The 16,021-nt window shown below is 64.9% G+C and carries 15 protein-coding genes and 1 tRNA gene; 10 read left to right on the top strand and 6 right to left on the bottom strand.

Features of this window, described 5'->3' with window-relative positions; translation table 11 throughout:
* Positions 1-3 precede the first annotated feature (3 nt).
* The gene (locus ACODSL_RS12610) at positions 4-1,581 is read right to left on the bottom strand and encodes an exopolysaccharide biosynthesis polyprenyl glycosylphosphotransferase (protein ID WP_488901043.1); all 1,578 of its coding nucleotides are present in this window, start codon (positions 1,579-1,581) and stop codon (positions 4-6) included.
* 121 nt (positions 1,582-1,702) lie between these two features.
* Between ACODSL_RS12610 and ACODSL_RS12605 the strand changes: the two genes are divergently transcribed.
* From ACODSL_RS12605 to ACODSL_RS12560, 10 genes are all read left to right on the top strand, one after another.
* Positions 1,703-1,793: transfer RNA gene (locus ACODSL_RS12605), tRNA-Ser, on the top strand.
* Positions 1,794-2,423: 630 nt separating this feature from the next.
* Complete coding sequence (locus ACODSL_RS12600) at positions 2,424-2,702, top strand: PqqD family protein (protein WP_488901042.1); 279 nt, start codon at positions 2,424-2,426, stop codon at positions 2,700-2,702.
* On the top strand, positions 2,702-3,124 hold the full coding sequence (locus ACODSL_RS12595) for a lasso peptide biosynthesis B2 protein (protein ID WP_488901041.1): 423 nt from the start codon (positions 2,702-2,704) through the stop codon (positions 3,122-3,124). The genes ACODSL_RS12600 and ACODSL_RS12595 overlap by 1 nt, the downstream gene beginning before the upstream one ends.
* Entirely contained in the window at positions 3,121-4,059 is a 939-nt protein-coding gene (locus tag ACODSL_RS12590; RefSeq protein WP_488901040.1) for a hypothetical protein, read from the top strand. Before ACODSL_RS12595 ends, ACODSL_RS12590 begins: the two co-directional genes overlap by 4 nt.
* On the top strand, positions 4,056-6,011 hold the full coding sequence (locus ACODSL_RS12585; protein ID WP_488901039.1) for an asparagine synthetase B family protein: 1,956 nt from the start codon (positions 4,056-4,058) through the stop codon (positions 6,009-6,011). Before ACODSL_RS12590 ends, ACODSL_RS12585 begins: the two co-directional genes overlap by 4 nt.
* A gap of 444 nt (positions 6,012-6,455) precedes the next feature.
* The gene (locus ACODSL_RS12580; protein ID WP_488901038.1) at positions 6,456-7,022 is read left to right on the top strand and encodes a phage tail protein; all 567 of its coding nucleotides are present in this window, start codon (positions 6,456-6,458) and stop codon (positions 7,020-7,022) included.
* 1 nt (position 7,023) lies between these two features.
* A complete protein-coding gene (locus ACODSL_RS12575; RefSeq protein WP_488901037.1) occupies positions 7,024-7,602 on the top strand; it encodes a phage tail protein in 579 nt (192 codons plus the stop codon).
* 12 nt (positions 7,603-7,614) lie between these two features.
* Complete coding sequence (locus ACODSL_RS12570; protein WP_488901036.1) at positions 7,615-8,160, top strand: phage tail protein; 546 nt, start codon at positions 7,615-7,617, stop codon at positions 8,158-8,160.
* Positions 8,161-8,221: 61 nt separating this feature from the next.
* On the top strand, positions 8,222-9,400 hold the full coding sequence (locus ACODSL_RS12565; RefSeq protein WP_488901035.1) for a nucleotidyltransferase domain-containing protein: 1,179 nt from the start codon (positions 8,222-8,224) through the stop codon (positions 9,398-9,400).
* Positions 9,401-9,417: 17 nt separating this feature from the next.
* Positions 9,418-11,151 (top strand): ATP-binding cassette domain-containing protein, encoded by a 1,734-nt coding sequence (locus ACODSL_RS12560; protein ID WP_488901034.1) that lies wholly within the window; start codon positions 9,418-9,420, stop codon positions 11,149-11,151.
* Between the two features lie 950 nt (positions 11,152-12,101).
* On the opposite strand, the gene ACODSL_RS12555 is transcribed toward ACODSL_RS12560, so the two are convergent.
* The 5 genes from ACODSL_RS12555 to ACODSL_RS12535 all read right to left on the bottom strand — a co-directional run bounded on the left by ACODSL_RS12555 (position 12,102) and on the right by ACODSL_RS12535 (position 15,937).
* Positions 12,102-13,058, bottom strand: coding sequence for an AAA family ATPase (locus tag ACODSL_RS12555; protein ID WP_488901033.1), 957 nt, complete (start codon positions 13,056-13,058; stop codon positions 12,102-12,104).
* Positions 13,055-13,351 (bottom strand): hypothetical protein, encoded by a 297-nt coding sequence (locus ACODSL_RS12550; protein WP_488901032.1) that lies wholly within the window; start codon positions 13,349-13,351, stop codon positions 13,055-13,057. The genes ACODSL_RS12555 and ACODSL_RS12550 overlap by 4 nt, the downstream gene beginning before the upstream one ends.
* Before the next feature lie 214 nt (positions 13,352-13,565).
* Positions 13,566-13,769 carry a helix-turn-helix domain-containing protein gene (locus ACODSL_RS12545; RefSeq protein ID WP_488901031.1) on the bottom strand — a complete coding sequence of 68 codons (204 nt, stop codon included), beginning with the start codon at positions 13,767-13,769 and terminating at the stop codon, positions 13,566-13,568.
* Positions 13,770-13,868: 99 nt separating this feature from the next.
* The gene (locus ACODSL_RS12540) at positions 13,869-14,522 is read right to left on the bottom strand and encodes a hypothetical protein (RefSeq protein ID WP_488901030.1); all 654 of its coding nucleotides are present in this window, start codon (positions 14,520-14,522) and stop codon (positions 13,869-13,871) included.
* A 164-nt stretch (positions 14,523-14,686) separates the two neighbouring features.
* Positions 14,687-15,937: a tyrosine-type recombinase/integrase gene (locus tag ACODSL_RS12535; RefSeq protein WP_488901029.1), complete on the bottom strand. Its 1,251-nt coding sequence runs from the start codon at positions 15,935-15,937 to the stop codon at positions 14,687-14,689.
* Between the last annotated feature and the right edge of the window lie 84 nt (positions 15,938-16,021).

The following is a 16,021-nucleotide window of genomic DNA, read 5'->3' as shown; positions in this document are numbered from 1 at the left end:
CGGCTAGCGCACCGCGTCCCGGTCCCCGAGCAGGCAGGGGATGGTCATGGCCATGATGTAGAGGTCGAACCAGAAGTTCTGGCGCTCGATGTACTCGATATCCAGCGCCACCCGGCGGCGGACGAGCTCGGGGGTGTCGACGGGGCCGCGCGATCCGTTGATGGCGGCCCAGCCGGTCATGCCGGGCTTCATGCGATGACGGTGCGCATATTCGGCGACGAGGCGGGCCGACTCGGTCTGGCCGGTCTTCATGCCCACGGCATGGGGACGCGGGCCGACCAGGCTCATCTCGCCGGTCAGCACGTTGAACAGCTGGGGCAGCTCGTCGAGGCTGGTCTTGCGGATGAAACGGCCGACGCGGGTCACGCGATCGTCGCCGGCGCGGACCTGTTGGACAGCGGCGAAGTCGGCGGCCTCGGCGCGCATCGAGCGGAACTTCCAGACGAGGATTTCCTCGTTGTTGAAGCCGTGACGGCGCTGGCGGAAGAACACCGGACCCGGGCTGTCGAGCTTGATGGCCAGGGCGACGCCGATCATCAGCGGCCAGCCCAGCAGCAGGGCGGTCGCGCCCACCACCAGATCCTGAACCCGTTTGACGGCGGCGCGATGGATATCGGCCGGCTCGCCCGAGACCTGGGCCAACTGGGCGTCGGCGATGCGCGAGAGCGCGCGCTGTCGGCCATCCTCGCCGCCGGAATCCAGCACCAGGCTGACGTCGTTCGGCAGCACCCGCAGTCGGTCGATGAGTTCGCGGATGCGCGGTTGGGCCGAGGGATTCACGGCGATCACGATCCGGTCGACATAGGGCATGATCTTGTGACCCAGCAGACTGGACGTGTCGCCGAGCACCGGCACGCCGGCGATTTCCTTCGGCGCCCGGCCCAGCCGGTCGTCGAACACGCCCAGCACCGCGACTTCGCGGGTGGCGAGGGCCGTTTCGATCAGCTTGCGCGCCGCTTCGGTGGCGCCGACGATGACGATATTGGGCGTCAGCTTGCCCTCGCGACGCCAGCCGCTGACGATCGACCACCACAGGCCATGCAGCACCAGAAGCGCTACGGCCCCGGCGGCGAACCAGACCGGCAGCGCGGCATCGAGGCCGGGGGCGAGCATGTCCATGGCGGCGATCGGAAGCCCGGCGAGGCTCAGGGCGGCGCAGACGCGGATGAAGTGGCGGCCCAGACCCTCGCTGAGCGTGAAGGCATAGGTGTCGAGCGCGCGGAGGCCCCACAGAAGCAGGCCGAGGCTCAGGATGAGCGGCGCCAGCTGTCCGAGGGTCAGCTGCCACACGCCATGCGTCGCGAGGCCCTTGGTCGCCGCCACGCTGGTCAGGATGATCGCTGCCGCGTCGATCAGCCGGAACGTCCGCGTGACATGGCGCAACTCGAGGCGCGACCGCACCGGCACCAGCCGGTTGGGACGGAAGGGCCCGCGTCGGTCCCGCGGATCTTCGAGCGCGGGGGTGTTTTCGTCGGGGCCGAACTGGTCCTCGAGGACGCGGTGCAACGCGCGAACGGCGTCGACCCATCCCTCTTCGGGCGGGCTCTCTGACGTCGGCAGGGGAACACGAGCGGATTTCATCCCGGCCAGTCTCGCACCAGCGGCTGAGCGTCCGGTTAACGCCGTTCCGTCAAACTGTGCTCAGGGCCGATTGCGAACCGCGCGCCTCTTGGATATGAGGGGCCTCCCGCGAAAGCGGGATGGAGACGTGCCCGAGTGGCCGAAGGGACTCGTTTGCTAAATGAGCGTACCCCAAAAGGGTACCGTGGGTTCGAATCCCACCGTCTCCGCCACTGGCCATTGAAAACATTGATGTAAGTGCGCCATGACTCGCCGGGCCCCACCATCGGCCCCACCTGTGCCCCGGACTTTGGCCGACACTGCCGGACAAGCGTGGATTGCCGCCGTTAATGACCGCAAACTCAGAATCATAAGGGGCGCCCCCCATCAGCATTCGGAGTAAGTGCCGCGCGCGAAAATATTTCGCATCGGCCATGTTTTTCGAAGAGCAAGTCTCGACGAGAAAAGGCCCCGTCCGCCTTTGACTCTTCTTGGACGTCGGGAAGGTCCGTTTTCGGGCAGGAGGCCCAATGTCTGCTTCCGACCCAGAGCGGACCTTTGAATGGTCGGCTTGTGGACAGATACTGAAAGCAAGGGCGCCTCACGGCACTCTTAGCTGCCTTCGATTGGCTGACTGACGCGTCGTCGCGGCCGTGGACTGAGCCCGCCGCCTGCTGATATCCGGCGCGACCGGGCCAGGACTTGCCGGGTGGGATTGCGGTTCGGCCCTGTACGACGCGATCGCTTGCGCGTGTTGAACCGCAGATGTAAGCGGCCAGATGACTATTGCCGAGCGTCTAGGGATGTTAGTCAAATGCCCAGCGCCATCGGGGGGTCCGGGGGCTGGGCTGAGGGGGCTAAAGATGAGCCTGACGTACGACGCCCTGGTCGTGGCCGATCCGGCGGTGCTCGCCGCGGAGCTTGAGAACGATGTCGTGCTGTTGGACGCGGCGTCCGGCAAGTATTTCAACTTCCAGGAGGTCGGCGCCGAGATCTGGCGTCAACTGGCGACGCCGCGGCGCATCAGCGATCTTTGCGACCATCTGGCGGGAGTCTATGACGCGCCGCCCGATCGCATCCGCGCGGCGACCATGACCTTCCTGCGGGACCTGCTGCAACGTCGTCTGATCAAGGTGGCCTGATGCGCAGGGTATTGCGGGCGGCGGAGGCGGCGGCGGCATTGGGCCTGGCCTGGCTGCTGGTGTTCGTTCTGCCGTTCCGGTTCGTCGCCGGCCTGCTTGGCCTGGAGCGGAGCGGTGGCGTTCCGGCGGATGGTGCCCCTGCTGACCAGATCCGCGCGCGCGCTGTCGTCGGCCGTGTTCTGCGCGTCGCCCGGCGGCTCCCCGCGACCACCTGCCTGGTGCGCGCCCTGGCCGGCTGGCTGATGCTGCGGCGGCGGGGCATTGGCGCGCTGGTTCGCCTTGGCGTCCGCAGCGAGAGCGGCAAGGTCTCGGCCCATGCCTGGCTGGTGCTGGGGCAGAGGGTGCTGATGGGGGGCGAGGAAGCCGGCGGTTTCCAGCCGATCGCCGACGCCGGTCATCGTGCACGGAGCGTCGACGCGTGAACGGGTCGAGCCCTGGGCCGCCTTATTGCTACCAGGTCAGCGGCTGGACGATCGGCTCCTGCCGCCCGTTGCCCTATCTCCTGGAAGCTGCACCGACCGCGTCCCCCGACATCGTCGTCGAGTTCGATAGCTGGCTGTCTCAGTCGACGCCGCCGGCGAAGGATCTGGGCCGGTTCCAGATTCACGCGCCTGACCTGGTCGATCTGGTCAGTCCGGCCGGCGTTCGCATTCGGATCGCCGACGGCCGGCGGATGATTGTCGACGCGCCGGACGGCGCCGAGGCGGCGGTCCATACCCTGTTGTTCGGCGCCGCCTTCGCCGTGCTGTGTTTCCAGCGGCGGAGCCCCGCCCTGCATGCCGGCGCCGTGGTGTCGGGGGGCGCCGCCCTGGCGATCGCCGGCCACAGCGGCGCGGGCAAGTCGACGACCACGCGCGCCCTGATGGGGCGCGGGCTGCCGCTTCTAGCGGACGACCAACTGAGGATCGAGCCGTCGACGGCGATCGCCTACCCCGGCTTTCCGAGTAGCAAGCTGTGGGCTGACAGCGCCGCCCGTCTTGGCGAGCTGGCCGAGCCCGCCCACCGCGTGGCGCCGGGCTTCGAGAAGTTTCATGTCGCCGCGACCGCCGGCTTCGAGGCCCGCCCGACGCCGCTGAAGGCGGTGTTCGCCCTCGCCCCGGCGCCGGACCTCACCGAGCCGGACGTCACGCGCCTGTCGCCGCCACAGGCGGTGGCGACGCTGGGGAGCCTGATCCACTATCGCCATGTGGGCGCGGCGCTGGGTCTGGAGGCAGACCTGTTTGCCTGGGCTCATTCACTGGCGCGCACAGTGCCGGTCTATCTCGTGCGCAGGACCAACGATCTGGCCGGACTTGAACATCTGATGGACAGGATCATTGACCGGTTCTCTGCGGCCCCGGCGGGGGCCGGGCCATGACGGCGATCTGCGGCGTCTGGCGGTTGGACGGACGAGGGGGCGCGGCCGACGACTGCGAGCGGATGCGGCGGTCACTGACGATCTACGGTCGTGACGGCAGCAGCGGCTGGGACAACGGCGACGTGGCGCTCGGCATCCAGCTGGCCCGGTTGGTGCCTGAGGACATCCACGACCGGCAGCCTCTGACGGGCGGGGGCGGCCGGTTCGTCATGGTCGTTGATGCCCGTATCGACAACCGACCTGAGCTGGCCGCCGACCTCGGCATCGCCGACGAACGGCTGAAGATCATGGCCGACAGCGATGTCGTGCTGGCCGCCTGGGAGCGATGGGGCGAGGGCGCCCTGGACCGGCTCTACGGCGACTTTGCCCTTGCCGTCTGGGATGCTCAGACCCGCACCCTGCAGCTGGCGCGCGACCCGCTCGGCCAGCGGCCGCTGTTCTATCACCAGGGCGAGGACTTCGTCGCCTTTGCCACCATGGCCAAGGGCCTGCACGCGCTTCCGGAAATGCCGATCGCGCCGGACATGGACACTCTGCGCGACTATCTGGCCCTGGCCCCGATGCGCGGCCCGGGGAGCTTTTTCGCCGGCATCCAGCGCGTTGAGCCGGGCGGCCTTGTCAGCCTGCACGCCGATGGCCGGATTGAGCGCCGCGACTGGTACGAATGGCGCCTCGACCGCCAGCTACGCCTTCCCAGCGACGAAGCCTATGTCGAGGCTTTCCGCGATCTGTTCGACCGCTGTGTGGCCGACCGGCTGCGGGCCACTGGTCCGGTCGCCAGCCACCTCAGCGGCGGCCTCGACAGCTCCGCCGTCACTGCAACTGCGGCGGCCATGCTGGCGGCGCGCGGACAGCGGTTGACCGCCTTTACCCACGTTCCCCTGTCAGGCGTCGCCCTAGACGAGCCGCCGGGTCGGTTCGGTGACGAAGGCCCGCTGGCCGCCACCGTTGCGGCGCTCTATCCCAACATCGACCATGTTTTGGTCGACGCCGCCGACCGTCAGATCGGTGACAATCTGGAGGCTCATTTTCACGCGGCCGAGTATCCGGCCCTCAACCTCTGCAACACGGTCTGGTCGAGCGAGATCGACCGCCTGGCCAGCAAGGCGCCGGCGAAGGTAATGCTGACCGGCGGCGCCGGCAACATGACCATCAGCATCTCGGGCGAGGAACGGCTGACGGAGCTGTTCTGGAGCGGCGACTGGCCGACCTGGATCACGGAAAGCCGCGCCGCGCGCCGGGTCGGCCATGGATGGCTTGGAACCTGGCTCGGGCGGCCGATCCTGCCCAAGATCCCGCCCTGGCTGTTCAAAGTCCTGCGCGCCGTGCGGGGCCAGCCGATCGCCACCATCGGCGACTTCTCGGCCCTGCGAGGCGCGATCATCGACAGCGCCGGCTTCCGGAAGCGGCTCAGCGATCTGGCCTATGATCCCACGTTCAGACCGCGGGCCAGCGTTAGGTCGCTTGTCTCAGCGGTCTTGCGGCGCATGGACATTCGGGGACTTGAACAGAAGGGGCGGCTAGCGCTGGCCGGCGTTGACCTTCGCGATCCTACGGCGGACCGCCGCCTGGTGGAATTTGTCCTCGCCGCTCCAACCCGCGTGCTCTTCCGCAACGGACGGGGGCGTTGGCTCTATCAACACGCGTTCGTGGATCGAGTGCCTGATGAAATCCGGAACCAACGCGCCAAAGGCCAGCAACTGGCCGACTGGCTCGAACGGTTGCGACGCGCTCAGGCGTCAATCATCAACATGTTGCGCTGGGTGGGGGAAAGCAAAGAGGCCGACAGCCTAATTGACACTGACAGCCTCACAGGCTTGGCGAGAATGCCGCTGCCGGCCGACGTCTCATCGCGCGAACGCAACCGGTTTCGGCTTCAGCTCCTTAGGGGACTGTCGGTAGGGCATTTCATTCGAAAGCTGGACAGAACGAATAGTTGTGCCGCCGACTAATCCGACTGCAGCCTGCCAAGAACGCCGACGCATCTGAACCCTCGAATCGGGTCCCTTAGGAGGATAGGTTGTCGATGCCATCAACGCCGATGTTGTCATTCATTTGCGTGACATCAGCGACCGAGACTTCATGGCAAACTGGATCCGACCATGGCTTCCTGTCCGCACCGACTTTGCCGGCCGAGTGCGCGTCCTCGATCATCGATTTTGACAAAGACATGGGGCGCTCCATCGAACTCTAGAAAGGCAGGTTGCCATGAACAAACCATCTGCGCAACGCCTCAACCATGTCCGGCCAAACCTGTTGCAAGTCCCTGATTTCGATGATCAAGCTTACTGATCTGACTACTGTAGTCACGTTCCGCGCGTTCGAACCGGTCATCACTCATGAGCAATGCATGAGTTCATGGCGGGCCTCTAACCCAAAATGGGGGATCTACGGCAATGGAGCCGATGCTCGGCGAGATACGCATGTTTTCCTGGCCAAAGGCACCCCAAGGATGGGCGCCCTGCGACGGGGCGATACTGTCGGTTAAGGAGCATCAGGGGCTTTTTTCCCTGCTGGGCGACAAGTTCGGAGGGGACGGCAAGAAGACCTTCGCCCTGCCTGATCTGCGTGGGCGGGCGATTGTCGGCGCAATTGCGTCGGATGGGGAACGCCCCCCAAGGCTGGAGGGCAGAACCGTCTGCCGGGTGGGCGAGACGATCGGTTCCGAAAGCGTCGAGCTGACACTCAAATCAATGCCCAACCATGTTCATGGGACGAACGTCGCCGACAAGCCGGTGGGCACATCGCTGCCCCGGGGCGCGCTGTTCGGCAAGGTAGCGGCGGCCGGAAGCAATCCGACGATCAACATCTACGCTGAAGCCTCCAACCCGCTCATCCCACTGGAGGAAGGCACGATTGAACCGGCTGGCGGGGGCCAGGGGCATCAGAACATGCAGCCCTTCGCGGTGATCGGATACTGCATCGCCATCAAGGGCGAGTATCCGCCCCGACAGGACGGGTGAAATGAGCGAACCGTATCTGGGCGAGATCCGCCTCTTCGCCGGAGACTACGCGCCGGTGGGGTGGAATTTCTGCGACGGAACCAAGCTGCCCGTATCGGAGCACGAGGCCCTCTTTTCGTTGATCGGCGCGGCGTGGGGTGGCGATGGAAAGACCGATTTCGCGCTGCCCGACCTGCGGGGTCGCGTCGTGATCGGGTCGGGGGCCGGCGCCGGCCTAGCGCCCCGCACCCTTGCTCAGACGGGAGGTGAGGAAAAGGTCGCCATCACCGGGGCGACCCTAGCAAGGCACACTCACGCCTTCAACGTGACCGCACAACCGGCGACGAGCAAGGACCCGAAGGATCGGGTGCTGGGCGCGGTCAAGCAGGCCGGCACGGTGAACGGCCTCTACAGCAAGGCCAATCTGGCCGCGAGCGCCGTCACCGTGCAGGTGATGGATCCCAACATGCTGGATTTCGCGGGCGGCAACGGCCAGGCCAAGCCGGGCGCGAATCCGCACGAGAACACCATGCCGTCGGCGGCGATCAACTACATCATCGCCATCTCGGGCTCATACCCGCCGCTCAACCCCAATCCTTGAGAGGAGCCAGGCATGACTGACGCCCTGATCGGCGAGATTCGCGCCTTTAGCTGCGGCTACGCGCCGGAAGGATGGCATCTGTGCGACGGGTCGGATTTGTCCGTGACACAGAACCAGGCCCTGTTTTCGGTGATTTCAAACCGCTTCGGTGGCGACGGCAAGCAGACCTTCAAGCTGCCCGACCTGCGGTCGACCCTGGCGGTCGGGGCAGGAGAAGGGCCGGGGCTGACAAAGCGTGAACTGGCCGATCGTTGCGGCGTGGAGAGCGTCACGCTCACGCTGAGCGAAATCCCAGCTCACCAGCATGCGGTAAGCGCCAGGGTGCCCAGCTCCAGCACCAACTTCACCAATACGCCTGACAGCGGCAGCAGGATCGCGCGAACCACCAATCAGCTGGACTTCGCCAATATCGACATCGATCCCTGGAAGGTGACGGAGGGGTTCTCGCAGAAGGCGCTCGGCGCCGCCGGCGGCGGTGAGGCGCATGAAAATCGCCAGCCCGTGCTGGCCCTGATCTACTGTATCTGCCTGGATGGCGACTATCCCAGCCGCGACTGACGGCGTCGGACTGTGAGGCAGTTCGATTGGTGCCAGCCCATGCCTTGCTTGTAAGGAGGCGATGATCGTCCCCGATCCGTTGTCGTCGCCGTCGTTTCGCCTGCTGGTCGCCTGCGCCCGCTGGCCGCGGGGGGCTGAGCGCGATGCAGGCGTGCGGCAGGCTGCGGACCTCGTCGGCGAAGACTGGCCCGCCTTCGTGGCCATGGTCCTCCGCCACCGCATGGCGCCGCTCGCTCTGGACGGCCTGACCTGCGCGGGCATCGATCCGCCGGCTGAGCTGAAGGCGCTGGCGTCTCGTGACGTACGCAACGCGCTTGGCCTGTGTGCCGAGGCCGCGCGTCTGCAGACTCTGTGCGCCGCCGAGGGTATCGCCATGGCCGTGGTCAAGGGGCCGGTGCTTAGCCTCCTGCTCTACGGTACGCCCGGGCTTCGTCAATCCAAGGACCTCGACGTCTGGGTCGCTCCGACTGATGCCTCCCGCGCCATCGGGCAGCTCCAGGCGGACGGCTATGATATGATCGCCGGCCCGCCAGCCTGCGACGGCCCCTGGTTTGACCTCTGGCTCGACACGGTCAAGGATACGATCTTCCGCCACCCTGCGACAGGCTTTGTGGTGGAGCTGCATCATGGCCTGATCAACAATCGCCACCTCATCGCGCCACTGAGAGTCGCGGACGCCTCGCGCAAGGTGACCCTTGGGGGGACGGTGTTTCATACATTGGGCGAGGACGATCTCTTCGCCTACCTCTGTACCCACGGGACCGTGTCCCGCTGGTTCAGGCTGAAATGGCTGGCGGACATTCAGGCCATGCTGTCGGGAAGGAGCTCGGAGGACATCGCCCGTCTGTACGAAGCCGCCCGGACCAGAGACGCGGAACGAGCCGCGGGTCTGGCGCTCCAGCTCTGTCGTCGGCTCTGGAGCCTGCCCGTACCCGCCGACCTCGTCGCACGCCTGGACGCCGACCGGCGTCTCACTTTGCTGGAGCGCCACTGCATCGGTGCTCTCCATGGTCCTGAGTTTGATGACAAGCGCTTCGGTCTGATCTGGAGCCAGCTGTATCTCTGGCGGTTGAAGGACACTCCGGCCTACCGCGCGCGCGCGTTGCGGCTTGCCTTCGTCGATTGGCCGTTGATGCGTCGCTTGCCGCTGCCCCGGTCTCTCCATTTCATCTATCTGATCCTGCGACCTGGTTGTTGGCTATGGCGCAGGCTCACCTTTGTCGCGCCACCCGGTCCATGAGTTCGCGTGAGGCGGCCATGCTGTCCCAGGCCAGGGTGTTTGCACGGGACTTCATCGCCTTCGCGGGACGAAGGGGGATCGCCGCCGCCGCCCTGACGCTCGCGGCCGGCGTCACCGAGGCGGGCGGCTTGGCCCTGATTGTTCCGCTCCTGGCCGTCGCGGCTGGTAGGCCCGGCGGCTGGCCGGGGCAGGTCGCCGAGCACCTGTTTCAATCGCTGGCCATCGACACCCCACTGGGGCGTCTGGCCGGGCTGCTGGCGGCCCTGGCCCTCCTGTGGGCGGTCCGCGCCGTGGTGATCTGGAATCGCGACGCGGCCCTTTCCTCCCTTCAGATCGGCTTTTCCGAGGCGCAACGGGCGCGGATCGCCCGCGCCCTCGCGGCGGCCCCCTGGGCGCAGGTTGCGGCGATGCGCCACGCCCGGGTCAACCAGGCGCTGGGGCAGGACGTTCAGCGCATTGGTCAGGCCGCCCATGTGGTGATCCAGGCCTCGGTCGGGGTCGTCATGCTGACGGCCCAGGCCGTTATCATGCTGTCGCTCGCCCCCGTTCTCGGCGTAATGGCGCTGGCCCTGCTCGGCGGCGGCGGGCTCGCGCTGGGTGTTCTACTGCGGCGAGCTCACAGCCTCGGGAGTCAGGTCACCCGCGCCAATCTCGATCTCACCGAGACGGCGGGGCGGTTTCTCGGCGGGCTCAAGCTGGCCGCCAGTCAGAACCAGCAGGGTCGGTTCGTCGAGCGGTTCGAGGCGCAGTTGAGCGAGGTGCGCCATCGCCAAACGGCCTTCCTTCGCCAGCAAAGCGCGGCGCGCCTGGCGGTATCGGGCGTGGCCCTGGCCGCCGCCGCCCTGGTTTCCCTTGTCGGATTCGGCTGGCTGGATGCGCCCCTGCCGCTGCTTGCCGCCATCATCCTCATCCTCACGAGGATGGGCGGTCCGGCGACACAGATCCAACAGGCGCTGCAACAGCTGGCCTACACCCTGCCGGCCTACGACCAGGTCAATCGCCTGGCTGGCGAGCTGGAAGCCGGGAGGCAGGAAGCCTCGTCGGGAAGGTTGCCGGATATCGGCCCGGCCGCGACCGTGGCCTTCCAGAAAGTCACCTTTCGCCATCCCCCGCGCGATGGCGGCGGTGCGGAAGACGGCCTGGCTGGGGTCGACGATATCAGCTTCACCCTCGCAGCCGGTGAAATGCTCGGACTCACCGGCCCGTCCGGCGCCGGCAAGTCGACCCTGGCCGATCTGCTGGTGGGTCTGATCCAACCGCAGTCCGGCCAGGTTTGCATCGACAAGGTACCGCTTTCAGGGTCGATGTCCGCCGCTTGGCGCGATCATGTCAGCTACGTCGCGCAGGACCCGTATCTGTTTCATGCCAGCGTGCGTGAGAATCTGGTCTGGGGCGCCCGTTGCGCTGACGAGCCTGCGCTCTGGGCCGCGTTGGAAACCGCTGCCGCCGCCGACCTTGTCGCCGGCCTTCCCCAGGGGATCGACACCATCGTGGGCGAACGGGGCGTGCTGCTCTCCGGCGGCGAGCGACAGCGCCTGGCGCTGGCTCGCGCCCTGCTGCGCGGCGGCAACCTGCTGGTGCTCGACGAGGCGACCAGCGCCATCGATATCGCCACTGAACGCGCGATCCTTGGGCGCCTCCGGACCCGGTCGGGCACCACCCTGATCATCGCCCATCGCGCCGAGAGCCTCGCGCTTTGCGACCGGATCCTGGTTCTCGACGAGGGAAAGCTTCGCGGCGAGGGTTGGTAGTACTCGGCGCGATTTCGAATCCTGCGGTCGGGATACTGCGACCAGGGTTGGGAGACGGCTTTATCGCCGAAGGCAGCAAAAAATCGGGTGGTGGCGACAGCTAGCATCATTTGCCGCCGACTGCGGCGAGGCGCCGGCAATGTCGGCATTGTGGGCGTGACGGAATGTCCGCTCCTGGCGCATGGCACTTATCTGGCGGCGACCGCCGCAATGTCCGCTCGCCACCCTCCGCTAACGCTCAGAACGTCTGCTTGGCGTCAGCGGGTCAAAGTCCGCATATGGCGCTTAGCTGAATTTGTGAAGGCGTTCAGGGTACGCACGAGAAGTGCACTGCCTTCATTCACTCCTTCGCCCCGGGAGTCCCCACTCGAATGCCCTGCATGCTGCACCTGCATGCTGCAGCTGCACGCTGCACCTGCACGCTGCACCTACACGCCGCCACGTCCGATCAGGGGCCAAATGGGGTTGGAGAAGTCAGGCAACTTTAGGGAGTACAGCAGTCGGGCTGGCACCCCCAAGAATCCAAACAAAAGCCGTTGAATCGTCAGTTCGGAGCGCTTCGCTTGACCCCGAAGCCAAAGCTCACACGGGGCGGCAGAACCTCACTGGTCGCTCGGAACTAAATATCTCACGCTTTGCGCCGCGGACCGTATGAAAGCACGCTCACCGTGACGCAGCCCCGGACGCTGAACACACCCCGCGAATGCCTCTGCGCGGTGCGTCAGCGGCGTAGGCGTTTCTGACCAGAGCGCGCAGGCGCGGTGTCGAGTCAGCTGGCTGGTTCGTGCATGCTCGGCGAACACATTGCCGACCCAGTCTGACCGCCCGCTAGGCACCGGAAATCCGTTCTCGCCCTGCATGCACCGCTGAGGAAATTCGAAACGGCATCGAGCGAATGCAGCGCCGCTTCCTATCACCGGAACACCGGGACCAATGGAACAAACACCCCGTCACTTGTTCCTTTGTTCCTCATGTTCCTCATGGTTAGACAAGGAAGACCCGTTTTCGGGCAGACTGTAGAAACCGCGTTTGGGCCTCACGACTTCGGCGTCCTGTCCCATGCGGAACAAGAGTTTGCGGGTAGCCGGATAGGGGTGGCCGGTGACGTCTGAGATCATTTTCGCGGTCATGGGCTCGCCATGGGCACCCAGAGCGTCGACCACGGCCTTGCGCTCGTCGGTCCTGTGGACCTGGCCGGCATCGCCAAGGACCCGCCAGCGGCAAATATCTTTCTGAAACTCCACCGCGAATTCGAACTCCTCGACGTCGCGCCCCCGCCCAAAGAGGGTGACGCCGCCCGCGTCACGTCTAATCACCAAGATTGTATCCGCTGCCCCTGTCAGGCCGTTGGTCCCGCTGACCGTGTCAAACGGGTCCTCGGCCTCCATTTTTCGGACGTGGTGGACGATCACGACCGCGACGCCGGTCTCGTCGGCGAAGGTCTTGAGCAAGCCCGCTGCTCGGTAATCGGCGTCATATTGCGTCTCTTCGCGGGTCTTGGTTGGGCGAACCTTGGCAAAGGTGTCGATGATGATCAGGCGCGGATTTGTCGCCCGCGCCACCCATATTCTAATCTCATCCAGACTGCGGTCGGCGAGGCCGGGCATCTCGGTTGCGAAGGTGAGTGAACGTGGCCATACCTTTGCGCGGCAGACCCTCTTCAGGCGGTCGTGCAGCCGGCGCTCGCCGTCCTCGAGTGCGGCATAGAGCACATCACCGGCAATGCAGTTCCGGTCGCCGAGAGCAAATCCGCCTTCAGCCGCTGCTAGCGCTACGTCGAGCACCAACCAGGATTTTCCGAGCTTGGGCTTGCCGGCGATGATCGTCAGGCCTTCGGGAACAATGCCTGGCACTATCCACCGCAGCGGTTGAAAGGTCTTTTCTTGAAGTTGGGCGGCGCTGATCACGATTCAGCACCCGGCTGTCTGAGGCAATCCAGCTCCATTCGCCCGATCGTCAACTCGGCTTGAAGGCCTGCAACCGCCAGGCCGATTGCTAGGTAGACTTCGGCACGCCGGGCGTTTGGGAAATGAACATGAAGGAGTTTCGAAAGAGCAATTCCGCTGGGGCCACTGGCGATGCAGCCCGCCATGGACATTGCGGGAAATTCCGCCAGCTGCCGATCAAGCTCCTCTTGGCGACGTCGCTCCTCAGTGTAGGCGATCGTCCGGCTGATATCGATTTCCGAGATGGCGCTCATCGACGGCCACCGATCAGTCTCCGGCGTTCCGGGCGCTCCTTCGCGGCCTCCACGGCCTCGATGAAACTGTCGAGGGGGAATAGCCGAAGGGACAGGAAGAACTTGCCGTCGGAAGGGGCGGTGGTAGGTTTCTGGGGCCAGCTGCCAAGCGAAGCACCCCGGATCCCGTCTGCCGCTCCAACGGCGACGGGATCTTTTCCATTGGAGTCCATGACTACACGCTCCCAAGCCGGAGCAGGCGTTCGGCGGCGTCGGCGGGAATCAGCCGGCGACCTCCAATGAGAACGGACTCGAGCTCGCCGCGAGCCATCAACGCGTACGTGGTGCTCCGGGAAAGACCGAAGACGCGACAGAAATCCCGGATTCGATAAGCCCTTGGCTGGACTGTTTGAGACGCTTCGATTTCAAGGTCGGACATAGCCGCCTCCTTCTGTTGAAGACGGTCTCGGATTGTTCACACGCGGCTAGACTTGTCGAAATGTGCAATTGTGCCGGTCAATTTTCTTCCATGGCACAATTATCCGGCGGCAGGATTCCTTGGGCCTTTTGGCCCCGGTCCTTCATCTGGGTACACGCTTTTCGTAAGCTCTCGGGCCTTCTCCCTCCTGATAGCCGGGTCCGCCTTCATTGCGATTTCAGCGCCACGTTTTAGTGTCACAGGCTTACCGATAAGGTCGCCTTCGATCCTTATGAGGTCTCTGATTTCGGCGTCGTCTAGGCTCCTATCGGGTTTCCTCTTCGCAGGGCGACGAACCTTGCGTTTCAAGACGACGTGTTGGGCGGCACGAGCCGCCGCAGTGGCAAAGGCCAAGCCCTCATGAAAGGGCCCCGATGAGCCGTAGTAGCCAATCGAATAGCTAAGGAATTTTTCTATTCGTCGTGGCAAAATCGCTAGAGATGCTGGATCACCCAGCAAGCATCGGTCGAATGTATCTCTAAAACTCGCAATGCTCTTCAAGAACGTAGTTTTGTATTGCGGAGGAAATTCCCGCGTGTTCGGTATAGAAATCAGATCTGAAACGAGGAACTCGAAAAGATCGCGATAGACTTCAGGTAAAGACGGATCGAGTTTCCCGCGCGGGATTGGCAATTCGTCGTGGGGCGGTATGGGCACAAACAGACCGGCTTCGCGCATGAGGTCACTTGTCGGCACTTCACAGTCGTTCAACATACGCCCGGTGTCCGGACATCGACTTCAGCCATCATCGACGCTCCGTGTTCGCGCAAACCTGCGTAGAGGACGCGGCGCTGCGAATGCCAAGCAGGACGGTCTGAGCGTGCGTCCGATTGGTTCATAACACGACCAACACACACGACTGCAATCCGCGCCGGACGTCACTGGACATCGACCTTTCCTCGGGTTTTCTTGAACGGGAGAACGCGGTCGCCGGCGGCTTTTGGCTCGCAATGACCCGCCCACGCTTCGATCAGTTTGCGACGCTTCTCCAGCGCATCACCGCGCCTGTAGGCACGCTCCGTCGCATCACCCACCGTGTGGGCCAAGGCGGCCTCGGCGAGTTCTCTGGGGAATGTTGAAGCTTCTCCCGCCCAATCCCGAAATGAAGAACGGAACCCATGGACCGTTACTCCCACCTCCATCCTTCGCATCAGCATGGTGAGGGACATGCCAGAGAGCGGCACGCCCGGTCCCTGGCCCGGAAAGACGAATGAACTGGCAGTCTTGGCACCGCCCTCGGCGAGCGGCAGCACGGCCTCAAGGATTTTGACAGCTCGTATGCTCAAGGGCACCCGGTGTTGGCGTCCTGATTTCATTCTGCTTGCTGGAACGGTCCAGAGGGCAGCTTGCAGATTAACTTCGCCCCAACGGGCACCTAAGACTTCGCCGGTTCTGGCTGCGGTCAAGATCAAAAACTCCAGCGCAAGGGCCGCTACCGCCTTGCGCTCGCGCAGGAGCGCGACAAACCCCGACACGTCCGCGTAGGGCATGGCGGCATGGTGGCCCCTCGTGAGCTTCTGGCGCCGAGGCAACAGGTGATCGAGGTGCCCTCGCCACCGCGCCGGGTTTTCCCCACTTCGAAAGCCCTTCGCCTTCGCCGCGTCGAGCACCCGCTCGATCCTACCGCGAAGCCGAGAAGCGGTTTCAGGCTTTTCGAGCCAGATGGCCTGCAACGCTTCCAGAACGGTTGACGTGTCGATCTGATCGACCGGTATCGGGCGGAGCGCAGACGCATAGGTCTTGAGCGTCATGCCCCATTGGCCGATGTGCTTGGCGTTACGCCACTGCGGCGACAAGGAAGCGACGAATTCGTCCGCGACGTCGCCAAAGGTCGGAACGGGTGTCGGCTCCGAAGGGACCACCTTACGAGCCTCAATTGGGTCTCCACCCGCCTTGACTATCAATCGTGCAGCTTCTGCGGCCAGGCGCACCTCCCCCAAGGACTTGCCGCCCTTGCCGGCTGCGCCCAAGCCCATCTCCCGGCGCTTGCCGGCCCGCTTCCACATGAACAGCCAGCGAGAACGGCCCTGGCTGTCACGGTCAAGATAGAGCCCGCCACCGTCGGCATGGCGGCCAACGCCAAGGCTCTCAACTTGCTTCGACTTTATTCGATTGAGGGTCCTGGCCATCTTCAATCCCGCGCCGGCCCCACCTTCGGCCCCACCTTTGATGTCGGATTGTAGTGGACATTTTGGGACGCGGAAACACAGGGG

This window comes from Caulobacter sp. FG121, assembly GCF_057809815.1.
Note: the sequence above shows the minus strand (reverse complement) of the source record. Positions and strands in the feature narration are given on the sequence as shown.